18 protein-coding genes are annotated in these 23,447 nt (G+C 42.6%); 14 read left to right on the top strand and 4 right to left on the bottom strand.

The window, feature by feature from the left end; genetic code table 11:
• The first annotated feature begins 12 nt into the window (after nt 1–12).
• Nucleotides 13–1,671: a response regulator gene (locus tag IEW05_RS02180; RefSeq protein ID WP_188535379.1), complete on the top strand. Its 1,659-nt coding sequence runs from the start codon at nt 13–15 to the stop codon at nt 1,669–1,671.
• Nucleotides 1,672–1,778: 107 nt separating this feature from the next.
• Complete coding sequence (locus IEW05_RS02185) at nt 1,779–3,065, top strand: Gfo/Idh/MocA family protein (RefSeq protein ID WP_188535381.1); 1,287 nt, start codon at nt 1,779–1,781, stop codon at nt 3,063–3,065.
• A 27-nt stretch (nt 3,066–3,092) separates the two neighbouring features.
• On the opposite strand, the gene IEW05_RS02190 is transcribed toward IEW05_RS02185, so the two are convergent.
• Complete coding sequence (locus IEW05_RS02190) at nt 3,093–3,710, bottom strand: histidine phosphatase family protein (protein WP_188535383.1); 618 nt, start codon at nt 3,708–3,710, stop codon at nt 3,093–3,095.
• Nucleotides 3,711–3,819: 109 nt separating this feature from the next.
• On the opposite strand from IEW05_RS02190, the gene IEW05_RS02195 reads away from it, so the two are divergent.
• On the top strand, nt 3,820–4,737 hold the full coding sequence (locus IEW05_RS02195) for a LysR family transcriptional regulator (RefSeq protein ID WP_188535385.1): 918 nt from the start codon (nt 3,820–3,822) through the stop codon (nt 4,735–4,737).
• Nucleotides 4,738–4,755: 18 nt separating this feature from the next.
• Nucleotides 4,756–5,268: an NAD(+) diphosphatase gene (locus IEW05_RS02200; protein WP_188535387.1), complete on the top strand. Its 513-nt coding sequence runs from the start codon at nt 4,756–4,758 to the stop codon at nt 5,266–5,268.
• A 19-nt stretch (nt 5,269–5,287) separates the two neighbouring features.
• Here the strand turns inward: IEW05_RS02200 and IEW05_RS02205 are convergent, their stop codons facing one another.
• Genes IEW05_RS02205 through IEW05_RS02215 form a run of 3 tightly spaced genes read right to left on the bottom strand, consistent with a single transcriptional unit; the run spans nt 5,288 to nt 9,668 of the window.
• On the bottom strand, nt 5,288–6,247 hold the full coding sequence (locus IEW05_RS02205; RefSeq protein ID WP_188535389.1) for a sugar ABC transporter substrate-binding protein: 960 nt from the start codon (nt 6,245–6,247) through the stop codon (nt 5,288–5,290).
• On the bottom strand, nt 6,222–7,865 hold the full coding sequence (locus IEW05_RS02210) for a response regulator (RefSeq protein ID WP_188535391.1): 1,644 nt from the start codon (nt 7,863–7,865) through the stop codon (nt 6,222–6,224). The genes IEW05_RS02205 and IEW05_RS02210 overlap by 26 nt, the downstream gene beginning before the upstream one ends.
• Nucleotides 7,866–7,868: 3 nt before the next feature.
• The gene (locus IEW05_RS02215) at nt 7,869–9,668 is read right to left on the bottom strand and encodes a sensor histidine kinase (RefSeq protein WP_188535393.1); all 1,800 of its coding nucleotides are present in this window, start codon (nt 9,666–9,668) and stop codon (nt 7,869–7,871) included.
• A gap of 245 nt (nt 9,669–9,913) precedes the next feature.
• Here IEW05_RS02215 and IEW05_RS02220 point away from each other — a divergent pair, with 245 nt between their 5' ends.
• The 10 genes from IEW05_RS02220 (at nt 9,914) to IEW05_RS02265 (ending at nt 23,366) form a co-directional block, all read left to right on the top strand.
• The gene (locus tag IEW05_RS02220) at nt 9,914–10,948 is read left to right on the top strand and encodes an ABC transporter substrate-binding protein (RefSeq protein ID WP_188535404.1); all 1,035 of its coding nucleotides are present in this window, start codon (nt 9,914–9,916) and stop codon (nt 10,946–10,948) included.
• Between the two features lie 93 nt (nt 10,949–11,041).
• A complete protein-coding gene (locus IEW05_RS02225) occupies nt 11,042–12,553 on the top strand; it encodes a sugar ABC transporter ATP-binding protein (protein ID WP_188535406.1) in 1,512 nt (503 codons plus the stop codon).
• A gap of 2 nt (nt 12,554–12,555) precedes the next feature.
• On the top strand, nt 12,556–13,584 hold the full coding sequence (locus IEW05_RS02230) for an ABC transporter permease (RefSeq protein WP_188535408.1): 1,029 nt from the start codon (nt 12,556–12,558) through the stop codon (nt 13,582–13,584).
• Nucleotides 13,577–14,539: a galactofuranose ABC transporter, permease protein YjfF gene (gene yjfF, locus IEW05_RS02235; RefSeq protein ID WP_188535411.1), complete on the top strand. Its 963-nt coding sequence runs from the start codon at nt 13,577–13,579 to the stop codon at nt 14,537–14,539. Before IEW05_RS02230 ends, yjfF begins: the two co-directional genes overlap by 8 nt.
• 160 nt (nt 14,540–14,699) lie before the next feature.
• Nucleotides 14,700–15,749 carry an ABC transporter substrate-binding protein gene (locus tag IEW05_RS02240; RefSeq protein ID WP_188535413.1) on the top strand — a complete coding sequence of 350 codons (1,050 nt, stop codon included), beginning with the start codon at nt 14,700–14,702 and terminating at the stop codon, nt 15,747–15,749.
• A 110-nt stretch (nt 15,750–15,859) separates the two neighbouring features.
• Nucleotides 15,860–16,864, top strand: coding sequence for a LacI family DNA-binding transcriptional regulator (locus IEW05_RS02245; protein ID WP_188535414.1), 1,005 nt, complete (start codon nt 15,860–15,862; stop codon nt 16,862–16,864).
• 346 nt (nt 16,865–17,210) lie between these two features.
• Entirely contained in the window at nt 17,211–18,623 is a 1,413-nt protein-coding gene (locus tag IEW05_RS02250; RefSeq protein ID WP_188535416.1) for an ABC transporter substrate-binding protein, read from the top strand.
• A gap of 136 nt (nt 18,624–18,759) precedes the next feature.
• Entirely contained in the window at nt 18,760–19,842 is a 1,083-nt protein-coding gene (locus IEW05_RS02255; protein WP_188535418.1) for a carbohydrate ABC transporter permease, read from the top strand.
• The gene (locus IEW05_RS02260) at nt 19,842–20,933 is read left to right on the top strand and encodes a carbohydrate ABC transporter permease (protein WP_188535420.1); all 1,092 of its coding nucleotides are present in this window, start codon (nt 19,842–19,844) and stop codon (nt 20,931–20,933) included. Before IEW05_RS02255 ends, IEW05_RS02260 begins: the two co-directional genes overlap by 1 nt.
• Nucleotides 20,934–20,990: 57 nt before the next feature.
• Entirely contained in the window at nt 20,991–23,366 is a 2,376-nt protein-coding gene (locus IEW05_RS02265) for a glycoside hydrolase family 65 protein (protein ID WP_229753227.1), read from the top strand.
• The last annotated feature ends 81 nt before the right edge of the window (nt 23,367–23,447 follow it).

Consider the following 23,447-nt stretch of genomic DNA (forward strand, 5'->3'; position numbering starts at 1 on the left):
GGAGGAAACAGCATGTACAGACTGCTTATCGTTGATGATCTTCCGATTATTGTTGATGGTCTTCTTGAACTTTTTGAGCAAACCGTTCATTTAGAGCTCGATGTCATGAAAGCTTATTCAGGAGAAGAGGCTCTGGGGGTGTTGCAGAATCACAGGATTGATATCGTGATTTCAGACATCAAGATGCCCGGGCTTGAAGGGATTGAATTGCTGCGGGAAATCAAATCACAGTGGCCTTCCTGCAAAGTCATCTTTTTAACGGGATATAATGAGTTTCATTATGCAAGGAGTGCCATTACATACGGTGGCTTCGAATACATTTTGAAGATAGAAAGCGATGAGAGAATTATCGAGTCTGTGGAACGCGCGATTAAGAAAATCGAGGAGGAACACGACCAGCAGCAGATGATCACAAAGGCGCAAACCAAAATGAGGTTGGCGTTGCCTTCGCTGCAAAAAGACTACATGTGGGGACTGTTCCAAGGCAAGCAGGAAACGGAGCGTCAATTGAAACAAGCATTTAAGGAAATTGATATTCCACTGGATGCGGGGATGCCGGTCTATTTGTTGCTTGGCAGGGTGGATGCTTGGAAAGAGATGTTTACGACACCGGACAAAGCACTGTTAACCTATGCGTTCCAAAATATTTGCGACGAGTATTTATCAGAGCATGTGAGGTGTTTTTCCGTTGTGTACGATTTGTCGAAAATCGTCTGGTTGATTCAACCTAAAAATAAAGAGCAATCGTTCACGGATTTAGACTCCTTGGAATGGGTCAAAGCTTATCGGTATGCAAGCGGTATGCTAGAAACGGTCCAGGGAACGTGCAAGAAATTGTTGAACTTGCCTGTTTCTTTTGTTCTTGGCAGCGAGCAGACGGCGTGGAGCAGTATTTCTGACCGATTTCACTCCATTAAATATTGTTTTGTATATGGTCATGGCTTGTCCAGCGAGGTCATTATGACGGATAAAGATATTCATGAGCATGATAGCCATGAGATGGGGAATCATCATGATTTTTTCTATCATACCCGAGTACAATTGCTTATGACTTGTCTGGAAAATAATCACCGGGAACAATTCTCCAAGCTATATGTCGAGTTGACGGCCATATGGGGTGATTCCCTGACTCCTTATGAGCGCAAAATAGAATTGTATCATTCTCTTTCTGCTGTGTTTCTGTCGCACATGAATAAAAATCGTGAGATTCGTGATTACATGAATACGCTGCTTGACTTGGATAAATTGTTTCAGCAAAGTGATTCGACTTCATGGTCGGATTTGACTCAATATTTTTGGCAAATGGCAGAGATTCTGTTCGATTGGAATGCTTCACATGGCATGCAATTGCCAGATGAAGTTATTACAAAAGTCCACCGGTATATCGAAGAACATATATCCAACGATATTTCATTAACTGCATTGGCGGATTATGTAGGGTTAAATCCGTCTTATTTATCCAGATTATATAAGCAAATTACCGGGGTTGGGTTATCTAAATATGTAAACGATTATCGTAACCTGTTGGCTAAGGAAATGCTGTTGAATACATCGATGAAAGTCAACGAAATTGCGGGTGTCTTAGGTTACAATTCGGCACTTGCTTTTATTCGCTTTTTCAAGAAGCAAAACGAAAAGACACCTCAAGAATATAGAATGTTGCGTTCATAGAATGTAGGTCAATAAATGTATATGTATGTCAGTAACAATCTCTTTCATGTTGAACATCATTCCTATTAAATTGAAATAGGAGCCGAACATGATGAGGAGGAGAAGTATTGAAGAGGATAACGGCGGTTTTATTAGGTGCTGGCAGTAGAGGACGATATATTTATGGGCCTTATGCAGAAAAGTTTCCAAATGAATTAAAAATTATTGCGGTAGCGGAACCTGACGATGAACGAAGAAAGCGGTTTGCGGATATTCACCAGATTGCTTCGGAGTATGTCTATGACTCGTGGGAGCAAGCATTCGATCAAGGGCGTATTGCGGATGTAATGATTATCAGCACGCTCGACCAGATGCATTATGTACCGGCAATGAAAGCGATGGAGCTAGGTTACCATGTCTTGTTGGAAAAGCCGATGTCACCTTCCAAGGATGAATGCGTCCGTCTTGCGCAAGCTTCGCAAACCTATAAACGTCTGCTCGTTGTCAGCCACGTCTTGCGATATTCCCCTTTTTGGGCGGGGATTAAAAAATATATCGAACAGGGAGAATTGGGGACAGTTGCGACGATCCAATTAACCGAAAACGTTGGTTTTCTACACATGGCACACAGCTACGTGCGTGGTAATTGGCGTAAATCGGAAGATACAAGTCCAATGATTCTGGCGAAGTCATGTCATGACCTGGATATTATATCTTGGCTCATGGGGCAGTCCTGTACAAGTGTAAGCTCATACGGATCGCTGCTTCATTTCAGAGCGGAGAATGCCCCGGAGGGCTCAACCGACCGCTGCATCGATGGCTGCGAGGTGGAGAAGGAATGTCCTTTCTCTGCAATGAAGATGTACATCCAGCCTCCACACCACCCCTGGGCCCGTTATATGACAAATGATTTATCGCCGGAAGGGATTCTGAAGGCGATTAAGGAGAGCCCGTTCGGGCGTTGTGTTTATCGGTGCGATAACAATGTTGTCGATCATCAAGTCGTCAATATGGAATTTACCAACGGAGCGAACGCATCGTTTATCATGTCGGGACTAACGCAAACCGGTGGCCGCAGGGTGCAGATTATGGGCACGCAAGGTGAGATATTAGGGAATATGGATGAAGGAAAGTTCACGCTATACCGATATGCAACAGGGGAGAAACTTGATATTCATTGCTCTATTGGTGGAGATGGTCAAGGAGGTGCTGATGGTCATGGAGGTGGTGATGAGCGAATGGTGGGTTCGTTTCTGCAGAACGTCAATCGATTCGACAGTAATCCGTCGTACGGTTTGACTTCTGCGACCGCTTCTCTCCAGAGTCATCTGATGGCGTTTGCAGCGGAACATTCCAGATTGCACGGCGGTCAAGCAGTAAAAATTACGGATATGCAGCAAGAAATCTCAGTTTAACATGTAGGCATTATTACACGGCATGTGTTATTCCCGATAATGGGCAGTATCACCATACAAATCAATATTCGCGACTTCATCATGAAAAGTAATCTTACACAGAGCAGTTGGGTGAATATCGGGCATGGACCCGATTTCATGCAGCTGTTTTTTCATGAAATAGCTCATTATAGCTTTGAGTGTGATCCGGTGAGTTACAATAAGAACTTGTTTACCTTTATGTTTAGTTAAGATATTTTGAATCGTGGGAAGTGTTCTTGTCATTAATTGACTATAGCTTTCTCCCTGACCCGTAGGTTGGTATAAATGAGGTTCGCTGAAAAATTGATTGAATTGAGTAGGGTAATCTTGTGTAATTTGCTCTATGTTTTGGCCTTCCCAAAGTCCCATGTTAATTTCTTGTAGCGCATCAAGCTTCAGGATCTCAGTTAACCGATTACCTGAGATAATGCATGCTGTTGTAATCGCTCTGGGACTGGAACTGCAATATATAGCATCAAATGAAACCGTGGACAAGCGCTCTCCTAACCACTGCGCTTGCTGAACACCGGTTTGTGTAAGAGGAGAGTCTTTATGTCCCTGCATTTTCTTTGCCAGATTCCATTGAGTTTGTCCGTGACGAGTCAAATATAAAGTTGTTTCCATCCAGTAATTCCTCCTAGTCGTAAAGTAAGTCTAGTATAAAGTGCAGACACATAAATTAATAATATATAATATCTAATATGTATAAAAAAAATATATAGGTGGGATGCAGTTGAACCTTCATGTGCTGAGATTATTTTATTATGTTGCGTTAACCGGCAGTGTAACTAAGGCCTCAGAAAAGCTGCATATTAGCCAACCAGCTATTTCGGCGCAAATACGCAAATTTGAAAAAGACAACGATATTAAATTATTACAAGTTCAGGGTAGAGGCCTTGTTCTTACTTCATTAGGAAACAAGTTGATTAAGCCGTTGGAGAAATTATTTACTATCGAGGAACAGGTAAGGAATCTAATCGAAGACTATCATAACTATCCCGAAGGAAAACTAAGGATTGTGGGAAATTATCTTGCAACAAGTGTACTCATTCCGAAGTGGGCTTCTTTATTTAAGCAACAATTTAGTGGAGTTGAAGTACATATTTCAACGGTTAACTCGCTCAATGCTATTGAAAAATTAATCAACTTTGAGGCAGATGTAGCAATTTATAGTGATATTGGGGTGCCCTTAGCTGATTCGGACTTATTCGAATGCAGAGAGTTGTTTAGGGATGAGTATTTGTTCGTAGTAGCCCCCGGACATAAGTATTCATCGCAAGTGGTTTCACTTGAAGAAATTATAGCTGAACCTTTTATTATGAGAGAAGAAGGAAGCGCCGCGAGAGAAAGATTATTTCAGCAATGCCGGGAGCTGAAGGTCTCACCTCCAAAAATTGAATTGCAATTTAATGGACTTAATGAGACGATTCAAGCTGTCATGGCAGGGTATGGGGTAAGTTTTGTTTCCTCTCTGATAGCTGAACCATCATTGAAGCGGGGAGTACTTACTAAAGTGGATGTGCCGGGGGTTTCTTCAGCGAACTCCATATTGTTAGGCACGAGAATAAGGGAGCATCAAGAGGAATTTGTTAATGAATTTGTCTCTTTAGTCTATAATAATTTGAATATCAATAAGTTATTTATTTCATAGAATGCAGGTGGATTCGTGATGAAGTATTGTTATGCTTGTGGAACGGAGTTACATATCAATGAATGTGAAGGAGAGGGATTGATCCCCTATTGTGATTCATGTCAGGTATTCCGTTTTCCTATCTTTAGTACGGCGATTAGCACAGCTGTGTTGAACAAAGAAAGGAACAAGGTACTGCTAATAAGGCAATATAATATGAAAGATTATATCTTGCTAGCAGGATATATCAATCGTGGGGAAACAGCAGAAGAGACGCTAATTCGCGAAGTACAAGAAGAGGTAGGCCTGCATGTGGATGAATACAAGTACATGAGAAGTAAGTATTTCGAGCGTTCCAATACGCTGATGCTGAATTATGTTGCTGTTGCACATGATGAGACACTACTGAGAACTAATCAAGAAGTTGAGCATGCTGAGTGGTTCACCTTTGATGAAGCCAGAAAGGTTATTATGAAACAAAGCTTAGCGGAGTCTTTTTTACTGACGATTCTTGAACAAGCGGAAGCGATGAAATTAGAACTGACAATCTAACCCTCACTTGGTTAGATTGTCAGTTCTTTATCTCAATAATCCCCGTATCAATAAATGAAGGAATGGCTTCCTTTTTGGCTGCTTTCAACAGATTGTCGATCAGTAAATGCCCCCAATTTTGTTCGTTTTGGGAAATGACAGATGTGATTTGGCCATTGTGAATCGCTTCATTCATCTCGGGGGTCATATTGAAAGAAACGGCATAGCGGTTAAGTCCTTTGGCTTTCCAAACGAGCACGGATGTTGAACTAGAGATCAAGTCCACAGATACCAAAGTGTCGAAATGAGGGTGACGATCGATCATACCCTCCATATCAGATAAGGCTTTGTCGCTGCTTCCTTCATTATATTGAATTTCTAATACCTGAATATTCGTATTGTGATTCAGATATTGAAGCAAACCATTCAGTCTTTCCTCATGGATTTTCATTTCTTTTATCCCGGATTGGATCAGAATCATGCCTTTATTCTTCTGTAACTGCTTAATGACATCGCCCATTCGTGTGCCGGCTTCGAAATTGTCCGTGCCGATAAAGGAAAGACGCTGGCTGTCCGGTGAATCCGATTCGAAGCAGATGACAGGTATTCCGGCTTGAATAGCCTTATTGATAACTGGAAGAAGCGCGGAGGCATCAATGGGATCTATGGCGATACCGTCGACTTTTTGATTAATCATCGTTTCCATCATATGAATCTGTTGTTCTGAATTAATTCCTTCTGGCGCTTTAACGATGAGTTTAATCGAATAGGGATGCGCAGCTTCTTCCGCAAGTCGAGTAATCTCCTCATAGAATGAATGTGCCATCGGATAGATAATTCCAAAGGTAAAGAGAGGTGTTTGCTCTTTGCTTGGATCCGTAGATGCTTCTAGAGATAACGTAACTTCAGAACGAGATGAGGTACAACCAGTTAAGGTAAGAAACACTAGAAGAACAAAGGCAAGGGACCAAATTTTAGTGAATAGAGTGTTTGATCTCATAGTGCTCCTTATCAGTTTTTGACGTTCCCTTTTTACGAAACTCTGTAGTCGTCATACCTGTGATCCGTTTGAATAAATTGGAGAAGTAATGGGCGTCGTTGTAACCAACTTGAAAGGCAACTTCGTATGTCCTTGCTTGAGTCGATTGAAGCAGTTCCATCGCTCTACGTATCCGTTTTTGTGTTAAGTAGTCAATGAACGTTTGACCCGTTTCTTGACTAAATATTTTACTTAGATGGCTAGGACTCACATTTACATACTCGGCTGCATCTTGAAGTGAAATGTAGTTCTTATTGTAATTTGCTTGGATGTATTCTTTAACCTTAATCAATAGATCGGCGTACCGATCAGAGGATTTAGAGCGCCACAACCAAAATTGTTCTACAAGCTTGATTAAGTAAGTACAGACTTCTTCCCAAGTTCGAATGGATTCGATGGACTTTTGAAAATCATGGAGTATTGCTTCAGTCCCTTCGGGGCTCCTATATAATTCTTCAGCTGTTCTGAACACTCCTAATGTAATATCGTTCAATATATAATAGCCTGTTAGCGATGAATTCCAATCAATCTGCTCTAATCCAGCCGCAAAATTTCTGATGAAGCTTTGGGTTTGTGAGGGTGAACCCACCTTTAAAAACCCGATAATCACATTGCGGTCCAAGAAGATATTCTGATTCATTGAACTGCGATTAGCCTCCCATAGATTCTGGCTATTCTGTCTGGATAATCGCTGCCAGTACATATCTTCTTCGGCATCTAAGAACGAGATGTGTATCCCCTGAATTCGATCCTGAATGGATCCGATCCCAACTGATATAGTGAAGTTACGTGATTGTTTATAAGAGTTCTCTTGAATGACGTGTAAAGATTCTAAGTAACCCTCAAGAGCTTCCTGACTATCTCCTTTTATAATCCAAACGCTCTTGGTTCGGCTTGGTTTAAACTCCAATACATCTGCATGATTGGTTGTGAAGGTTTGTTGCAAAATCAAGGATTCTTCCGCGATAGTATCTGAAACTTGCGGATCGAAGGGGGACAGGTCTTCCGAACAACGGATGTCGATAACTGCTACGGCATAATAGCGGGCAATCAATGGAATGGAAAGTATCGATGCGGCATGGATCGCCTCTGTCGTTGTCAAGAAGCCACTGCATAAGTCATTCAGCAATTTATCAAAAGTGAGACTTTTTCGCTCATTTTCGCTTTGTTTCAGTTGTTCAATGTGTTCCTTTTCGCTACGCTCCCTGTCAATTTTCTCGCTTACCCTATGAAGTAAGCCTATGAGGTCGGAAGAGCTAATGGGTTTAAGGCAATATTCTTCAATATCCATACTAAGTGCAGCCCTGGCATACTCGAATTCACCATGTCCACTCAAGATAATAATCTTAATCTCAGGCATTGCCCTACGGACAATAGTACATAATTCTAGACCATTCATAAAAGGCATCTTAATATCCGTAATTAAGATATCTGGTTTCATCTGTTCGATCATAGGTAATGCAACTTCTCCATCAGATGCATCCCCGCAATATAGAAATCCTTCCTTCTCCCAATGTATACAATCTCGAATTGTTTCCCGAATGAGAATTTCGTCGTCGACTAATAGCACCTTTTTCATCGGTTATTCACTCGCCTTCATTGGAATTGTAATCTTCACAGTAGTTCCTTCCTGCTCGATACTGTCCACCTGAACTCCGTATTGTTCGCCATAGTATAGTCTAATTCGCTGATGTACATTGTGCAGCCCAAATCCACCTGAGACTTCTTCACCAGTCTCTTCAGGAATGTGATAATTCTTTAAATTCCTATGAAGTTGTTCAAGTTTTGACGGTGGTATTCCGTAGCCGTTATCTTGAACGATCAGCTCAATTTCTGTGTTATTTATCGCACGTCCAGTGATACAAATAAGTCCTTTACCTCGCTTATTCTTTATTCCATGATATAGAGCATTCTCAACGATCGGCTGCAACATCATTTTTAATGTCGGTATGGCAAGGATTTCTGACTCCACTTCAATTTTATATTCCAAAATATCGCGATATCGCATTTGTTGGATGACTAAGTAGCTGTGAACATGTTCAATTTCCTTCTCGAGGCTAATCCAATCGCGTCCTTTACTTAAGCTAATCCGAAATAAACGAGAGAGTGATTCGACCAAGGAGATTACCTTATCCTTCTTCCCGGCTTCCGCCATCCAGAGGATGGAGTCCAGCGTATTATATAGAAAATGAGGATTGATCTGGGCTTGTAATGCCCTGAGCTCGGCCTTTTTCATTTCTTCTTGTTCTCTAGTATTTTGCTCAAGTAAAGTCTTGATTTTTCCAAGCATGATATTAAAGCTCTTGCCGAGATCAGCAATTTCATCCTTGCCTGTAGGTGTTACTTTTGATTCCAAGAAACCAGAAGCAGCCAGTCTCATCTTGTTCTTGAGTAATTGGAGAGGGCGTGTGATCCGAGTTGAAAGATAGAAATGGAGTGCAACGGTAAAAAGGATACTTAGAACCACACTGGCGATGATTAATTGTCGAATAGAATTTGCTTCTTTAATGATCTCTTGTAAGGGCACTTGCCCAATAATTCTCCACCCCGTGGCATCGGAGGTAGATGTGAAGATGAATTTGGGACTGCCTTTGGAATGATCCACATAGCTGGATAGAGTGCCTTGAGCTAAGTCTATGAGAACATTTTGATCTGGGAGTAAGCCGTTTCGATCCAGTCCAGAAGGTGTGAAGATAGGTTGGCCATTATGATCTAGTACATAGAAGAATCCAGTTTCCCCAATGGTGACATGATCGCAGAACTGATTGACTACGGAATCGTCTAAGTCAATTACGATGAATCCAATCACTTCATGTGTGATTCTTTGTTTGACGGCAGCCATGATAGAGATGATATGTTCATCTTGGAATCCATCTAGTCGATCTAGGGGTATAGCTTCTAATGGAGGAATGTTAAGCACAGTGTCTGGGTTATGGAGTAAATATGTAAGGTGTGGGTTTCGCAGCGGATTCTTGTCTAATTGGAACACACCTCTACGTTCGCTAATCCCTCTTCCATACAAATTAATCATGGTAATGTTAAGCACACTCTCATATTTGTAGGTTTGTCGATAGGAATCCATCAGCTTCAATATTTCTTTAGCATCGTCGTAGGTGTCGCTCTGTGAAGATAGGAAATGAAGCACGTTAGGATGATTTCCGAGTTCCAATAATTTTCCCGAATCAGTAAAAAGTGTTTCCAGATTCTGAGCGAGTTGCTCAGCTATCAATACCGCACTAGCTTTACTGTTCTCATATACCGTGTTGTATGACTTCTGATAAGAGACCAGTCCGATCCCTATCAATGGAATGACAGTCAAGAATACGAACATGGCCAATAGCTTGGCACGTAAACTGGAGGAGATCCAATGGATCAGCTTCATCGGTTTCTGACCTTTCCATAAGAAATAATGTAATCAAAGTATGAATGATCCCTTATGAAAACGCAATCAAGAATAAAAAAATTAAACCTTAGTCACATAAAAACAAATGAAAGGTCAGGCTACTGCGGAAGAAGCGAAAAAATACGCAAATAACGGCGATAATACTCCGTATTCAACAAAATTGAAAGCGCTCTATAATCAAAGCACACCAACAAAGTGGTGACTGAAAAGGGGATGAAGAAAATATGAAGGTACTCAAAAGGTCAGGATTAATACTAGCTGCATCACTTATGCTATTGATTTCGGCAGCTTGTGGCAATAGTGGCGCTGGTGACAACACTTCAAAGAATGCAAACAAAGCTGGTGACACTAAAACGGAAGTAAAAGAGACTGCTGTCGATAAGAAAATTACGCTCGGATTCTCGCAAGTTGGAGCGGAGAGTGGCTGGAGAACCGCAAATACGATCTCGGTTCAAGATTCTGCCAAGGAGGCAGGGATAGAGCTGAAATTCTCTGATGCCCAGCAAAAGCAAGAGAATCAAATCAAGGCTATTCGCACTTTTATTCAGCAAAAGGTCGACGTTATCGCATTTTCACCGGTAGTTGAATCGGGTTGGGATACTGTATTGAAAGAAGCTAAGGAAGCTGGAATTCCAGTTATTCTAACTGACCGCGCAGTGGATTCGAAAGACACGTCGCTGTATAAGACATTTATCGGTTCCGATTTTGTTGAAGAAGGAAGAAGCGCTGGAAAGTGGCTTGTCGAAAAGTTCAAAGACGCTAGTGGCGATATTAACATAGTAGAATTGCAGGGTACGACTGGCTCGGCGCCAGCGATAGATCGGCAGAAGGGTTTTGCCGAAGAAATTGTGGCTAACCCGAACTTGAAAATTATCGCATCGCAGACAGGTGACTTTACCCGCGCTAAAGGGAAGGAAGTTATGCAAGCTTTCCTTAAGGCGAATAAGAAAATTGATGTGCTCTATGCACATAACGATGATATGGGACTTGGAGCTATTCAAGCGATTGAAGCCGCAGGTCTGAAACCAGGGGAAGATATAATTATTATTACTGTTGATGGTGTCAAGGACGGATTTGTCGCCGCAAGTGAAGGCAAAATTAACTTTATCGTCGAATGCAATCCTTTACTAGGACCTCAATTGATGCAGGCTGCACGTGATGTACTTTCAGGTACTGAAATTCCGCAACGGATCGTAACAAAAGAAGGTGTATTTACATCAGAAGATGCTAAGCGAGAATTGCCAAACCGGAAGTACTAATTCGTAATTGACAAGAGAAGAGCATGCAGCTCTGAATCATTCAATTATCGGATTTGGAGCTGCTAACTCTCTTGAAGGGAGGGGACTTGCTAGATGTCAGAATTACAGCCTGTGTTACAAATGAGGGACATCCATAAGCAGTTTACAGGTGTAAAGGCGCTATCGGGCGTCAACCTTCGCTTATTTCCTGGTGAAGTACATGCGTTAATGGGGGAGAATGGAGCGGGGAAATCCACGTTAATTAAGGTGTTAACAGGCGTATATTCCATTGACCAAGGCAGCGTAGAAATGAACCAATTAGCGATTACGGTTCATAATCCGCAGCTTGCACAGCATTTGGGGATTAGTACGGTGTATCAGGAAGTGAACTTATGTCCTAATCTTTCTGTAGCAGAGAATATCTTTATTGGTAACGAGCCACAACGTTTTGGACGTATTAATTGGAAAGAAATGAACAGAAATGCTCAGCATTTGCTTAAGGAAAGATTACAGTTGTATTTGGATGTTACCCGGCCCCTGCAATTTTATTCAGTTGCGGTGCAGCAATTAATTGCGATTGCACGTGCTTTAAGTATTTCTGCTCAAGTACTTGTTCTGGATGAACCCACTTCGAGTTTGGATCAAAGTGAGGTTAAGCAACTCTTCACCGTTATGAGGAAATTAAAAAGCGAAGGGCTGGCTATTTTGTTTGTTACTCATTTTCTGGATCAAGTCTATGAAGTTTCTGATCGAATAACCATTCTCCGTAACGGAGAATTTGTAGGGGAATATAAGGCGCAGGAGCTCCCTCGGATAGATCTGGTATCTAGAATGATTGGTAAAGAGCTTGACATGCTTGAACAATTGCCGAAACAGAGTCATGAAAACAAGTTGAATAATGAAGTGCTGCTGGAAGCTATGGGGTTAGGTAAGCAGGGTGCGATCGAACCGTTTGATCTGCAAATTCGCAGGGGAGAGATTCTGGGTATTGCAGGATTACTTGGTTCTGGACGGACGGAAATGGCCAGATTGTTCTTTGGAGCCGACCGTGCCGATCAAGGCAGTCTTCAGTTATCTGGTTTGAATAGTATCATAAATACTCCCCGGCAAGCCATTGATTCAGGGATCGCTTTTTGTTCGGAGAATCGGAAGCTTGAAGGGATAATCGATGATCTAACTGTCAGGGAGAACATCATTCTAGCTCTTCAAGCGACAAGGGGATGGTTTCGAACAATCTCCAGAAAACGTCAAGATGAGATGGCCGACGAGTATATCCGGCTTCTGAATATTACTCCCTCAGACCCCGAACAATTGATTCGAAATCTTAGTGGCGGGAATCAGCAGAAGGTGTTGTTAGGCCGTTGGCTCTTGACTGAGCCGAAACTGCTTATTCTAGATGAGCCTACCCGAGGGATCGATATTGGAGCTAAAGCGGAGATTCAGCGATTGGTGTTATCACTAGCACAAAAGGGGATGTCCGTCTTGTTTATTTCTTCTGAGCTGGAGGAAGTACTTCGGGTCAGTGATCGGATTGCCATTCTACGGGATCGCCGAAAAGTAAAAGAAATTCAGGGTCAAGAAATGCAGCAGCACAATGTAATGCAGGCCATCGCAGGAGGAGAATAGAGATGATCAAGCATCGTTTGTTTTGGCCACTTTGTGTGCTCTCGTCACTATTGTTATTTAATCTGATATATTCGCCGGACTTTTTCTCAATCAAAATGAAGAACGGTCATCTTTATGGAAGTCTAATCGATATATTGAATTTTGGATCACCATTGATTCTAGTTGCCATCGGAATGACACTAGTTATTGCAACAAGTGGAATAGACTTGTCCGTTGGTTCTATCGTTGCGATTACAGGAGCAATGGCTTGTCTTAGCATTAGTAAAAGCACGGATCAGAATGGATGGGTAATCTTGTTAATTGCTGTAGGGGCCTCATTGGTGCTATCAGCGCTGCTCGGTTTATGGAACGGATTCTTGGTGGCTAGAATCGGAATTCAACCCATTATTGCTACACTTATTCTGATGGTGGCTGGTCGTGGGATCGCGCAGTTAATCACAAATGGGCAGATTATCACGATTCTTAGTCCGAAATATCAGTATATCGGATCGGGTTCCTTGCTGACACTGCCCGTTTCAATCTTTATTGTAGCGATCATGTTTGCAATTGCTTCTCTCTTGACTCGTAAGACTGCACTTGGGCTGTTTATTGAATCCGTCGGTTGCAAGCCGACAGCCAGCCGGCTGGCTGGAGTTCGCTCCAAAACAATCATACTTATGGTTTATATGTTCTGTGGTTTGTGTGCGGGGATCGCCGGACTCATTCTAAGTTCCAATGTGTCGAGTGCGGACGGAAACAATGCAGGTTTATGGTATGAACTAGATGCTATTCTAGCCGTTGTCATTGGAGGTACCTCCTTGAATGGGGGTAGGTTTAATTTAACGGGGACGTTGATCGGAGCGCTTATTATTCAAACGTTGACAACAACAATTTATATGGTTGGTGTTCCTCCAGAAATTACACTTGTAGTTAAGGCAGTGGTCGTATTGGCCGTATGCTTAATACAGTCGGAAAACTTTCGAGACATGTTACGTGGACGTCGGAAGCCAAGAAGCTATTCCTCCAAACATGAGGTGAAACAGCATGGTTAAACGTCAATATATCCCGCTGTTGGTGACCGTAGGGTTGTTTATACTAATATTTATTACAGGTTCTTTCCGCTACACTGGATTCTTCTCATTACAGGTGTTGTTGAACCTTCTTATCGATAACTCTTTTCTATTAATTGCGGCGGTAGGGATGACATTTGTGATCGTATCAGGCGGGATCGATCTGTCAGTGGGTTCGATGATTGCCTTGACGACGATGGTATCCGCTAGCCTCCTACATCAGGGGTGGCCACCTATCATCGTAATTCCGGTTGTATTGATGATAGGGATTTTATTTGGGTCTGTTATGGGAGCTATCATTCATTATTTTGAAATTCAACCATTTATCGCCACATTAGCTGGGATGTTCTTAGCTAGGGGTCTTTGTTACATTATAAGTATTAATACAATTACCATTGATAATGCTTTCTACACCTCGATGGCACAGACGAAGATCAAATTAACAGGCAACAACTTTATTTCGATTAGCGTCATTATTGCCTTATTCATTGTTGTGATGGGGGTATATTTGGCTCACTATACGAAGTTTGGCCGCAATACTTATGCCATCGGTGGGAATGAACAATCATCTTTACTGATGGGTTTGCCGGTTGCACGGACCAAAATTATGGTATTTGGTTTTAGTGGTTTTTGTTCTTCGTTGGCAGGTATCGTATTTACATTCTATATGTTATCTGGGTATGGTCTGCATGCGAATGGGATGGAGCTCGATGTCATTGCCGCGGTTGTTATCGGTGGCACTTTGCTCACGGGTGGCGTTGGATATGTTGTAGGTACATTCTTTGGGGTTATGATTCAAGGGGTTATTCAGACGATAATTAGTTTCGAAGGTACGCTTAGTTCGTGGTGGACGAGAATTGTGATTGGTGTACTGTTATTATTATTCATCTTACTGCAAAGGTTACTTAGTGAACACAGGTTTACCAAGCGAAGATAAGCGGGAGAGGAGGGAGAAAATTTGAAGACATCGTGAATGTCTCAGATCTTCTTTCTCTATTTTTATTATGTGAAAAAATAGAAAATCATATGATAGACTTATTAATAGAATAACGTATATATCTTACATTGATAACATATTTAAGCATGGGGGCGATTGAATGGAAAATCGAATGAAGTGGGGAATATGGGTATTGATTTGTTTGATTCCTCTTGTATTCGGTTGTGATTCGGCTCGTTCTGCAGATACTTCAGACAATCTAATCCCCAGTGAACGTTATTCTGATAATAGTTCAACGACCCCATTAGGAGAATCAATAACTCTTTCACGTCCTATCGTATTAGGATTCTCTCAATTGGGCTCGGAAAGTGATTGGCGGAATGCTAACAGTCTGTCCATTAAGGAAGCAGCGAAGGAAGCTGGAATAGATCTGTTATTCGAGAACGCGGAGCAGTCACAGAAGAAACAGTTCGAAGCGATTCGATATTTTATTGAGCAAAAGGTAGATGTTATCGCAATTGCTCCAGTCATTCAATCAGGCTGGGATTCCATTTTAAACGAAGTGCAGGAGGCGGGAATTCCAGTCATTATTGTTGATCGAGTTGTTGATATTGAGGATATTTCGCGATATGTCACATTTATTGGTTCTGACTTTTATGAAGAAGGCCGAAAGGCAGGGAAATACTTAATCGACAAAATGGCAGGCACGAGCGACCCTATTGGCTTCGTTGAATTAAAAGGAACCGCAGGCTCTACTCCTTCAATCGAAAGGGGCAATGGATTTCAGGATACAATTAAGCAGCAGGACAAATTTGTTATGTTAAAAAGTCAGTATGCTGACTTCACTCATGAGCAAGGAAGAGACGTCATGAGATCAATCTTGCAGGAAATGGGAAGTGAAATTAAAGTTCTATACGCACATAATGACGATATGGCGCTTGGGGCGATTGAAGCAATTGAGGAGTATGGCCTAGAGCCGGGTAAGGACATTATTATTATTTCGGTAGATGGAACGCGAAAAGCACTCGAAAAAATGATCGAAGGAAAAATTAACTTTGTGGTCGAATGTAATCCGCTACTTGGTCCGAATTTGATGCAAGTGGTGAATGAAATAATTGAAGGTCGTACACTCCCTAAACGGATTGTTACCGCGGAGAGTGTCTTTACAGAGGTTACGGCTGAGCGGGAAGTGAACAATCGAAAGTATTAGAAATAACACGTAACTTTATATTGAAATCGTTTTCAAAATACTATTGTCAATTCGCCTAACCCTTGATATAATCGCTTTGAAAAGGTTTTCTAAAAAAAGGAAGTTATGCGATGAAAGCAACGATTCGAGATGTCGCCAAGTTGGCGGGGGTATCCATAAGTACCGTATCACGTGTAATGAATGCACCGAATGCGGTGGTCGAGAGCAAACGTGAACGCGTATTGGAGGCGATTGAGCAACTCAAATATCAACCCAATGCGTTCGCACGTGGTCTGATTTATAAGAAATCTTTTACGCTGGGCCTGCTTATTCCTGATATTGAGAACCTGTTCTACGCAGGGGTTATTCGGGGAATGCAGGATGCGTGCATTAAACTCGGGTACAGTCTGATGATATGTAATACGGACCGAGATAAGGAACGTCTGCTGTCGTACATTGATACATTTCATGAGAAACAGGTGGATGGAGTCGTGTTAGCCAGTGATATACTTTATCCTGAGTATTATGACAAATTAATGGGCTGTCGGATTCCTTTTGTGCTTGTGTCATCCCATTCGGATGAGTATGACATTCCTAGCGTAGAAATTGATGATGAAGTTGCTGCTTACGATGCGGTGAAATTCCTGATCGAGCTAGGTCATAAGCAAATCGGGATGATTGGCTTCAATCATGATAATTCGATAGCGGGACCACCTCGTTATGAAGGATTCAAAAGAGCTCTAACGGAATTTGGTCTCGAACATAATATCGAGAAGATCAAATACGCTAACCATCGTTATGAGCATGCATATCATGCAGCTCATGAGTTGTTTACCGAATTTCCTGATTTGACGGCGGTATTCTGCGTTGCTGACGAGTTCGCAATGGGGACGATTTCTTATTTGAAAGACCTGAATATTCTTGTGCCAGGGCAGGTATCTGTTGTGGGCTTTGATAACCTGCGGATGGCGAGTATGTTTATTCCGAAGCTGACGACGATTGCGCAGCCGATCTATGAACTAGGATACCGTGCTGCTGAGAAGCTACATGAGTTGCTCACTACCGGAACTGTCGAGGTAATCAGAGAGAAGATGGAACATAAGTTAATTGTAAGAGAATCATCACGAGAAAAATGAGTGAAGCTCATTTCTTTCTACTAAGTTTGAAAAGCTTTTCACAAAGAATGCGCCATTAAGGATATTTGTAGTATGAAAATCGTTCGAAAAAGAAAAATATCCTGAATTTTAGGAAAAAAAGTGAATAAACCATATTGGAAACGCATACAAAATATGATAAGGTATGGATGAAAACGCCAATATTGAGCTAAATCATATTTGATCACTGTGATATCGATGAATTTGAAAACCTTTGCAAAAGGAGGTGGTCCGCACTCAACATGCATAAAGTTTAACAACTAGACCCTCAGATGAAGATGAATGAATGCTGTTAATCTAAATTTGATTAAAGGGGATGTATGAAGAGATGAGAAAAGCTACAGGACGCAAAATGTCATTAGCTTTAATGCTTTGTCTATCATTCATTATGGTGTTGAGTGCGTGTGGTGGAGGAAATAACAGCGCGGCAAAGACAGATCCTCCGGCAACCCAAGCTACAAATAACAATCAAGATAAAGCTACTGCCGCTCCTGTTGAGGCGACTGGGTCACCACTGGAACTTGCGATGAAAGGTGAGTATAAAGGGACAAAAGTAACAATGTTTGGACCGTTCGTAGATGCCGATCAAGTGAAATTTGAGACCAGTATCAAAGAATTTGAGGAAAAAACAGGTATAGATATTCAATATGAAGGTTCTAAGGAATTTGAAGCTACGATTAATATTCGTGTTGATGGTGGTAACGCCCCGGATATCGCTGATTTTCCACAACCGGGTCTGTTAGCATCCATTGCTAAGACAGGTAAGGTTATTGATCTGACTAGTATTTTGGATCAGGCTAAATTGAAAGCTAACTACAATCAAAGCTGGCTGGATATGGCAACAATGGACGGAAAAGACGGCAAAATTATGTCAGGGGTTTGGAACCGCAGTAATGTGAAGAGCCTCGTATGGTATCCGAAGAAACAATTTGATGAAGCAGGCTACAAAGTTCCTGAAACTTGGGATGAATTAATGGCACTAACTGAACAAATTGCTAAAGATGGTGATCCTGCATGGAGCATTGGTATTGAAAGCGGCGCTGCAACAGGTTGGCCTGCAACAGATTGGGTTGAAGATATTATGCTTCGTACAACAACTCCAGAGAACTATGACAAGTGGGTAAAAGGAGAGCTACCGTTCACCTCCCCTGAAGTTAAGCATGCGATTGAGGTTATGTCTGATATTTGGATGAATAAGGACTATGTATATGGTGGAACTAAATCCATCGTAACGACTGCATTCGGTGATGCTGCGCTCCCACTGTTCGATAATCCACCGAAAGCTTGGCTCCACCGTCAAGCTAACTTTATTACAAGCTTCTTCCCTGAGACAGCCAAAGTAGATGAAGATTACGCTTGGTTCTACCTTCCGTCGATTGACTCACAATACGGTAAACCTGTACTTGTAGCTGGTGACATTTACGCGATGTTCAATGACCGCCCTGAAGTACGTGCGGTAATGGAATTCTTCACTACGGGTGAATCGATCAAAACTTGGGTTCAATCGGGTGGTGTCATCGCTCCAATGAACGATGCTTCTCTTGATTGGTACACCTCTGAATCCGACCGCCGTATGGCGAAGCTGGTTCAAGATGCTTCCACACTTCGCTTTGATGGTTCAGACCTTATGCCTGGTAAAGTAGGCGCAGGTACCTTCTGGAAAGGTATGACCGACTATGTAAGTGGAACAGCTTCCTTGGATGATGCATTGAAACAAATTCAATCTGGCTGGGATAACTAAACATCATGAAGAAGTAACAAAGGAGGGGCAGCCTAAATGACAAGAACTGCCCCTCCTTTTTTGTTTCATTCCGCAAAACTAGACCTATGCTTACGAAGTAAGTTTTGCTACGCAAAACTTTAAGGGGGAAGCGATGATGAGTTCACAAGCAAAGCAAAGAATCAGCATGAGGGCAGTGCTCTTATCCATTGGCGTATTGATTGCTAATATCGCCGTTAATGGTTTGATCTTCATGTTCTTTCGGGATTCAACGCTTAATCCGCTGATTACGGCTGTTCTTGCCGTCCTTTGGGGTGTTCTGGGTGTATATCTGATTTACTATACCCTGACATGGGCGGTTGAACAGTACCCTGATGATATTGGAAAAAGAGTTCTACCTTTTATTTTCATTGGGCCGGCGGTCATTTTACTAGGTTGGTTATTGGTACTACCCGCATTACGTACACTCTATTTGAGCTTTTTCAATGCAAGTTCGGAGAAGTTTGTTGGTCTAAGTAACTATGCTGCCATTTTCAGCGATCACCTGATGGCAACAGCACTGCGTAATAACCTCCTCTGGGTTTTTGTAGGAACACTAGCTTGTGTAGCCATGGGGTTATTAATTGCTATTCTTGCGGATCGAAGTAGCTATGAGAAGATTGCCAAGTCCATTATCTTTATGCCGATGGCGATTTCATTCGTAGCGGCAGGTGTCATCTGGAAATTCATTTATTACTATCAACCAGGTGATGAGCAAATAGGACTTCTCAATGCGATTGTTACTTTCTTTGGCGGTGAACCTCAGGCTTGGACGAGTATGATTCAGCCATGGAATAATTTCTTTTTAATTATTATCTTGATTTGGATGCAGACGGGCTTTGCGATGGTTATTTTTTCAGCAGCAATCAAAGGCGTTCCTGAAGATATTTTGGAAGCGGCACGTGTAGATGGATCGAATGAAGTGAAGATATTCTTCCGTATCATCATACCCTACATTTCAACCACAATCCTGACAGTCACAACGACGATCATCGTCTTTACCTTGAAAATATTTGACGTCGTCATGGTGATGACGGGAGGTCAATACGATACAGAAGTGGTAGCAACACAGTTCTATCGGCAGTTCTTTATGTACCGTAACTTCGGTTATGGTTCGACGCTCGCTATCGTCCTGCTGATTGCGGTCTTGCCAGTCATCATTATCAATCTGCGTCAATTCCGTAAGCAGGGGGGATTCTAATGGCCTTGAAGAGGAAGAAAAAAGGGAAAAAGACGCTGGTGAATATCATACTCGGAATTATATGTTTCATTTGGCTTCTCCCGACACTTGGGCTGTTTGTCTCATCCTTCCGTCCTGCAGCGGACATACTGCATACCGGTTGGTGGAAAGTATTACCTCACCAGGCATGGAGTGCGGGTGAGACGATTCAGCTTCCCAAGGAAGTGGATCTTCGTGAACCGATTGCAGTAAACGGTACGAACTATAGTGATGATCAGTTAAAAGCGGGGGTTACAGTAGACGGTAAACGTCTGTTATGGGAGAACCGCAGAGCACGTACCATTAACGTGCAGGAGAAAGCATGGGAGTTTAAGCCTGCTCTTACATTACAGAACTACAAGAATGTGTTGTCTGGCAAGGAATACAAGCTTAAGGAAGCTGACGGTAGTGAAACGTTGCAGAAAGGAACAGGGCTGTCCCAAGCTTTTTGGAATACCCTCACGATTGCGGTTCCAGCAACCGTAATTCCGGTCTTGATCGCGTCTTTTGCTGCATATGCCTTTGCTTGGCTACGATTCCCGGGACGTAAAACCTTGTTTGTCATGATAATCGCAATGTTGGTTATACCGCTTCAGGTCGCACTGATCCCTGTACTGAAGGACTATACCTCACTTGGACTGAACGGAAGTTATTTGGGAATTTGGCTGGCACATACCGCCTTTGGTTTACCATTGGTTACGTATTTCATGTACAACTTTATTAGCCAATTGCCTAAGGATTTGTTTGAATCGGCATTCATGGATGGAGCGAGTCATTTTACGATCTTTGCTAAATTGATTCTTCCTTTATCCGTACCTGCATTGGCATCGATCGGGATCTTTCAGTTCTTATGGGTATGGAATGACTATCTCGTCTCGCTCATTTTTATTGGTAATCAACCGAGCGTGCAGGTCATGTCGATGAAAATTGCCGATCTGGTGGGTTCGCGCGGTAACGACTGGCATTTGTTAACTTCTGCTGCTTTTATATCGATGTTGATGCCACTGGCTATTTTCTTCCTATTACAAAAGTATTTCGTCAGAGGACTGATGGGTGGATCGATCAAAGGGTAACGACTAGTAAGGTATAAGAATAGAAGAAATCTATGATTTAAAGGAGTTATAAATGAGATGAAGATGAGACCATACGAACATCCAGAAGCGTTGTACCCTTATCATGATTGGAGTCTTCTTGAAGATTCCTATCAGGATGAGAACAATCAGCGAAGCGAGAGCGTATTCGCACTAGGGAACGGGTACATCGGGATGCGGGGTAACTTTGAGGAAGGTTATCACGGTACAAGCGGAACGTCGGTTACGGGGAATTATCTTAATGGATTTTACGACTCTGAGCCCATTGTCTATCCCGAAGGTGCATACGGGTATCCTTTGAGAAATCAGGCTATGCTCAACGTTACCAATGCTCAAATAATGGAGCTTATTATTAATGGTCATACCTTTCATATGAATACAGGGAAGGTTCACCGTTATAAGCGGGAACTAGATATGAAGGGCGGGATCCTACATCGAATGGTGGAATGGGAGTCGCCTGCAGGCCACCTTGTATTGATCCGAATTCAGCGTATGGTGGCCTTGCAACACAAGCATCTGGCGGCGATACATTATGAGGTAACGGCACTAAATTTTGAGGGGACAGTGGTAATTACCTCTGTAATGGATGGTGAAGTTATCAGATCAGAGGCTACGGATGATCCTCGGTTAGGTGGAGGAAACACGGAACCTAACCTCCTAATTGAGGATGTCCAGCATAGTGAATCATTGGCTTGGATGAAACAGCGAACTCGGTATACCAATTTTGTGCTTGCAACGGCAATGAGTCATACATTGCATTCGCTATCTGAAAGCCGAGTAACGAAGAAGTTGGACGGAGAGCGCATATCAGTACAATTTGCTCTCCCGGTATTACAAGGAGAAAAGGTTGCTCTTACGAAATATATTTCTTATCATACTTCCAAGGATTATGACGAGAGTGAACTGATGAATAGAGCAAGCGATGTACTGCAGATGGCGGAGGGGAAAGGCTTTGAGGAACTGGCACGTGAACAGCAGGTCTTCCTGGAGAAATTCTGGCGCCATGCTGATGTGGAAATCGGTGGTGATCCAGCGCTACAGCAGGGGATTCGCTTCAATGCGTTTCAGTTGCTTCAATCGGTAGGACGCGATGGAGTTACGAATATTGGAGCAAAGGGCTTGACTGGAGAAGGGTATGAAGGCCATTACTTTTGGGATACAGAAATGTATATTCTGCCTTTCTTTACGTATACCCAGCCAGAGATTGGTAGGGCGCTGTTAGAGTTCCGCTATAACACACTTGATAAGGCCCGCGAGAGGGCGGCAGTGATGTCACAGAAGGGGGCGCTCTATCCATGGCGCACCATAGATGGAGAAGAGAATTCAGCTTTCTTTCCAGCTGGTACAGCACAGGCCCATATCAACGCTGATATTGCCTACGGAATTAAACAATATGTACAAGCGACGGGGGATGATGAGTTCCTCGTGACGAAGGGCGCGGAAATTTTGTTTGAGACTTCTCGCTTCTGGGCAGATCTGGGTCATTTCAATCCGACCCGCGGGGGAGCCTTCTGCATTGACGCCGTAACGGGTCCAGATGAATACACAGCAATCGTCAATAACAATGCCTATACGAACTTGATGGTACAGGATCAGCTACGTTATTCTTATGAGACCGCAGGGTTTCTTCGAGAGCAATATCCCGAGCACTATCAACGGCTAGCACTAGAGATAGGCTTAACAGAAGAAGAAATCAAGGGTTGGCTTCATGCCGCGGACCATATGTTTGTTCCCTTCGATGATGAGCTCGGTATTTATGCACAGGATGATACGTTTCTAAGCAAACAGAAATGGGATTTCGATAATACTCCGGCAGATCAATATCCACTGTTATTGAACTTTCACCCGCTGGTCATTTACCGTCATCAGGTGCTCAAACAGGCGGATCTGGTCATGGCATTATTTTTACTAGGAGAACAATTTCCATTAGAAGATAAAATCCGGAACTATAACTATTACGAACCGCTCACTACCCATGATTCATCGTTATCTCCGTGCATTCATAGTATCGTGTCTGCGGAAATCGGGGACTTGGAAGGAGCGTACTCCTATTTCGATCGTACGGTTCGCATGGATCTTGATGATATTAATCGTAATGCTAAGGATGGACTACACACTGCTGCCATGTCAGGTTCATGGATGTCTATCGTAAATGGTTTCGGTGGGATGCGTCTGTACGATGGTATGCTGTGTTTCAGCCCTACACTTCCGTCACAATGGCAAAGCTATCGATTCAAAATAGTGAACAAAGGGCAACTCCTCGACATCTTCGTCACCCGTGAAGGCGTGGAATATACGCTGCTCGAGGGTTCTGAATTAGAAATCAGGCATAAGGGGCATAAGCTGACCTTGTCTCCGCAGACCTCTATCAAGGTTCCTGCTGAGGTAATATTAGGGAGAGCTGCCCCACAATAAGCTGGAAACATTAAGGTGCACCTGAAGGATTTCTTCAGATGCGCCTATTTCATTTATCGATTGTAAAGGTGCAAATTATCG

The organism is Paenibacillus segetis (assembly GCF_014639155.1).
GTDB lineage: Bacteria > Bacillota > Bacilli > Paenibacillales > Paenibacillaceae > Fontibacillus > Fontibacillus segetis.

What these genes read in the sequence shown, in the direction of transcription:
- IEW05_RS02200 (WP_188535387.1), top strand. Translation starts at nt 4,756, where the DNA reads ATGAAGTATTGTTATGCTTGTGGAACGGAGTTACATATCAATGAATGT.
- IEW05_RS02215 (WP_188535393.1), bottom strand. Translation starts at nt 9,668, where the DNA reads ATGAAGCTGATCCATTGGATCTCCTCCAGTTTACGTGCCAAGCTATTG.
- IEW05_RS02180 (WP_188535379.1), top strand. Translation starts at nt 13, where the DNA reads ATGTACAGACTGCTTATCGTTGATGATCTTCCGATTATTGTTGATGGT.
- IEW05_RS02250 (WP_188535416.1), top strand. Translation starts at nt 17,211, where the DNA reads ATGAGAAAAGCTACAGGACGCAAAATGTCATTAGCTTTAATGCTTTGT.
- IEW05_RS02245 (WP_188535414.1), top strand. Translation starts at nt 15,860, where the DNA reads ATGAAAGCAACGATTCGAGATGTCGCCAAGTTGGCGGGGGTATCCATA.
- IEW05_RS02220 (WP_188535404.1), top strand. Translation starts at nt 9,914, where the DNA reads ATGAAGGTACTCAAAAGGTCAGGATTAATACTAGCTGCATCACTTATG.
- IEW05_RS02225 (WP_188535406.1), top strand. Translation starts at nt 11,042, where the DNA reads ATGTCAGAATTACAGCCTGTGTTACAAATGAGGGACATCCATAAGCAG.
- IEW05_RS02230 (WP_188535408.1), top strand. Translation starts at nt 12,556, where the DNA reads ATGATCAAGCATCGTTTGTTTTGGCCACTTTGTGTGCTCTCGTCACTA.
- IEW05_RS02210 (WP_188535391.1), bottom strand. Translation starts at nt 7,865, where the DNA reads ATGAAAAAGGTGCTATTAGTCGACGACGAAATTCTCATTCGGGAAACA.
- IEW05_RS02190 (WP_188535383.1), bottom strand. Translation starts at nt 3,710, where the DNA reads ATGGAAACAACTTTATATTTGACTCGTCACGGACAAACTCAATGGAAT.
- yjfF (WP_188535411.1), top strand. Translation starts at nt 13,577, where the DNA reads ATGGTTAAACGTCAATATATCCCGCTGTTGGTGACCGTAGGGTTGTTT.
- IEW05_RS02205 (WP_188535389.1), bottom strand. Translation starts at nt 6,247, where the DNA reads ATGAGATCAAACACTCTATTCACTAAAATTTGGTCCCTTGCCTTTGTT.
- IEW05_RS02265 (WP_229753227.1), top strand. Translation starts at nt 20,991, where the DNA reads ATGAAGATGAGACCATACGAACATCCAGAAGCGTTGTACCCTTATCAT.
- IEW05_RS02260 (WP_188535420.1), top strand. Translation starts at nt 19,842, where the DNA reads ATGGCCTTGAAGAGGAAGAAAAAAGGGAAAAAGACGCTGGTGAATATC.
- IEW05_RS02255 (WP_188535418.1), top strand. Translation starts at nt 18,760, where the DNA reads ATGAGTTCACAAGCAAAGCAAAGAATCAGCATGAGGGCAGTGCTCTTA.
- IEW05_RS02240 (WP_188535413.1), top strand. Translation starts at nt 14,700, where the DNA reads ATGGAAAATCGAATGAAGTGGGGAATATGGGTATTGATTTGTTTGATT.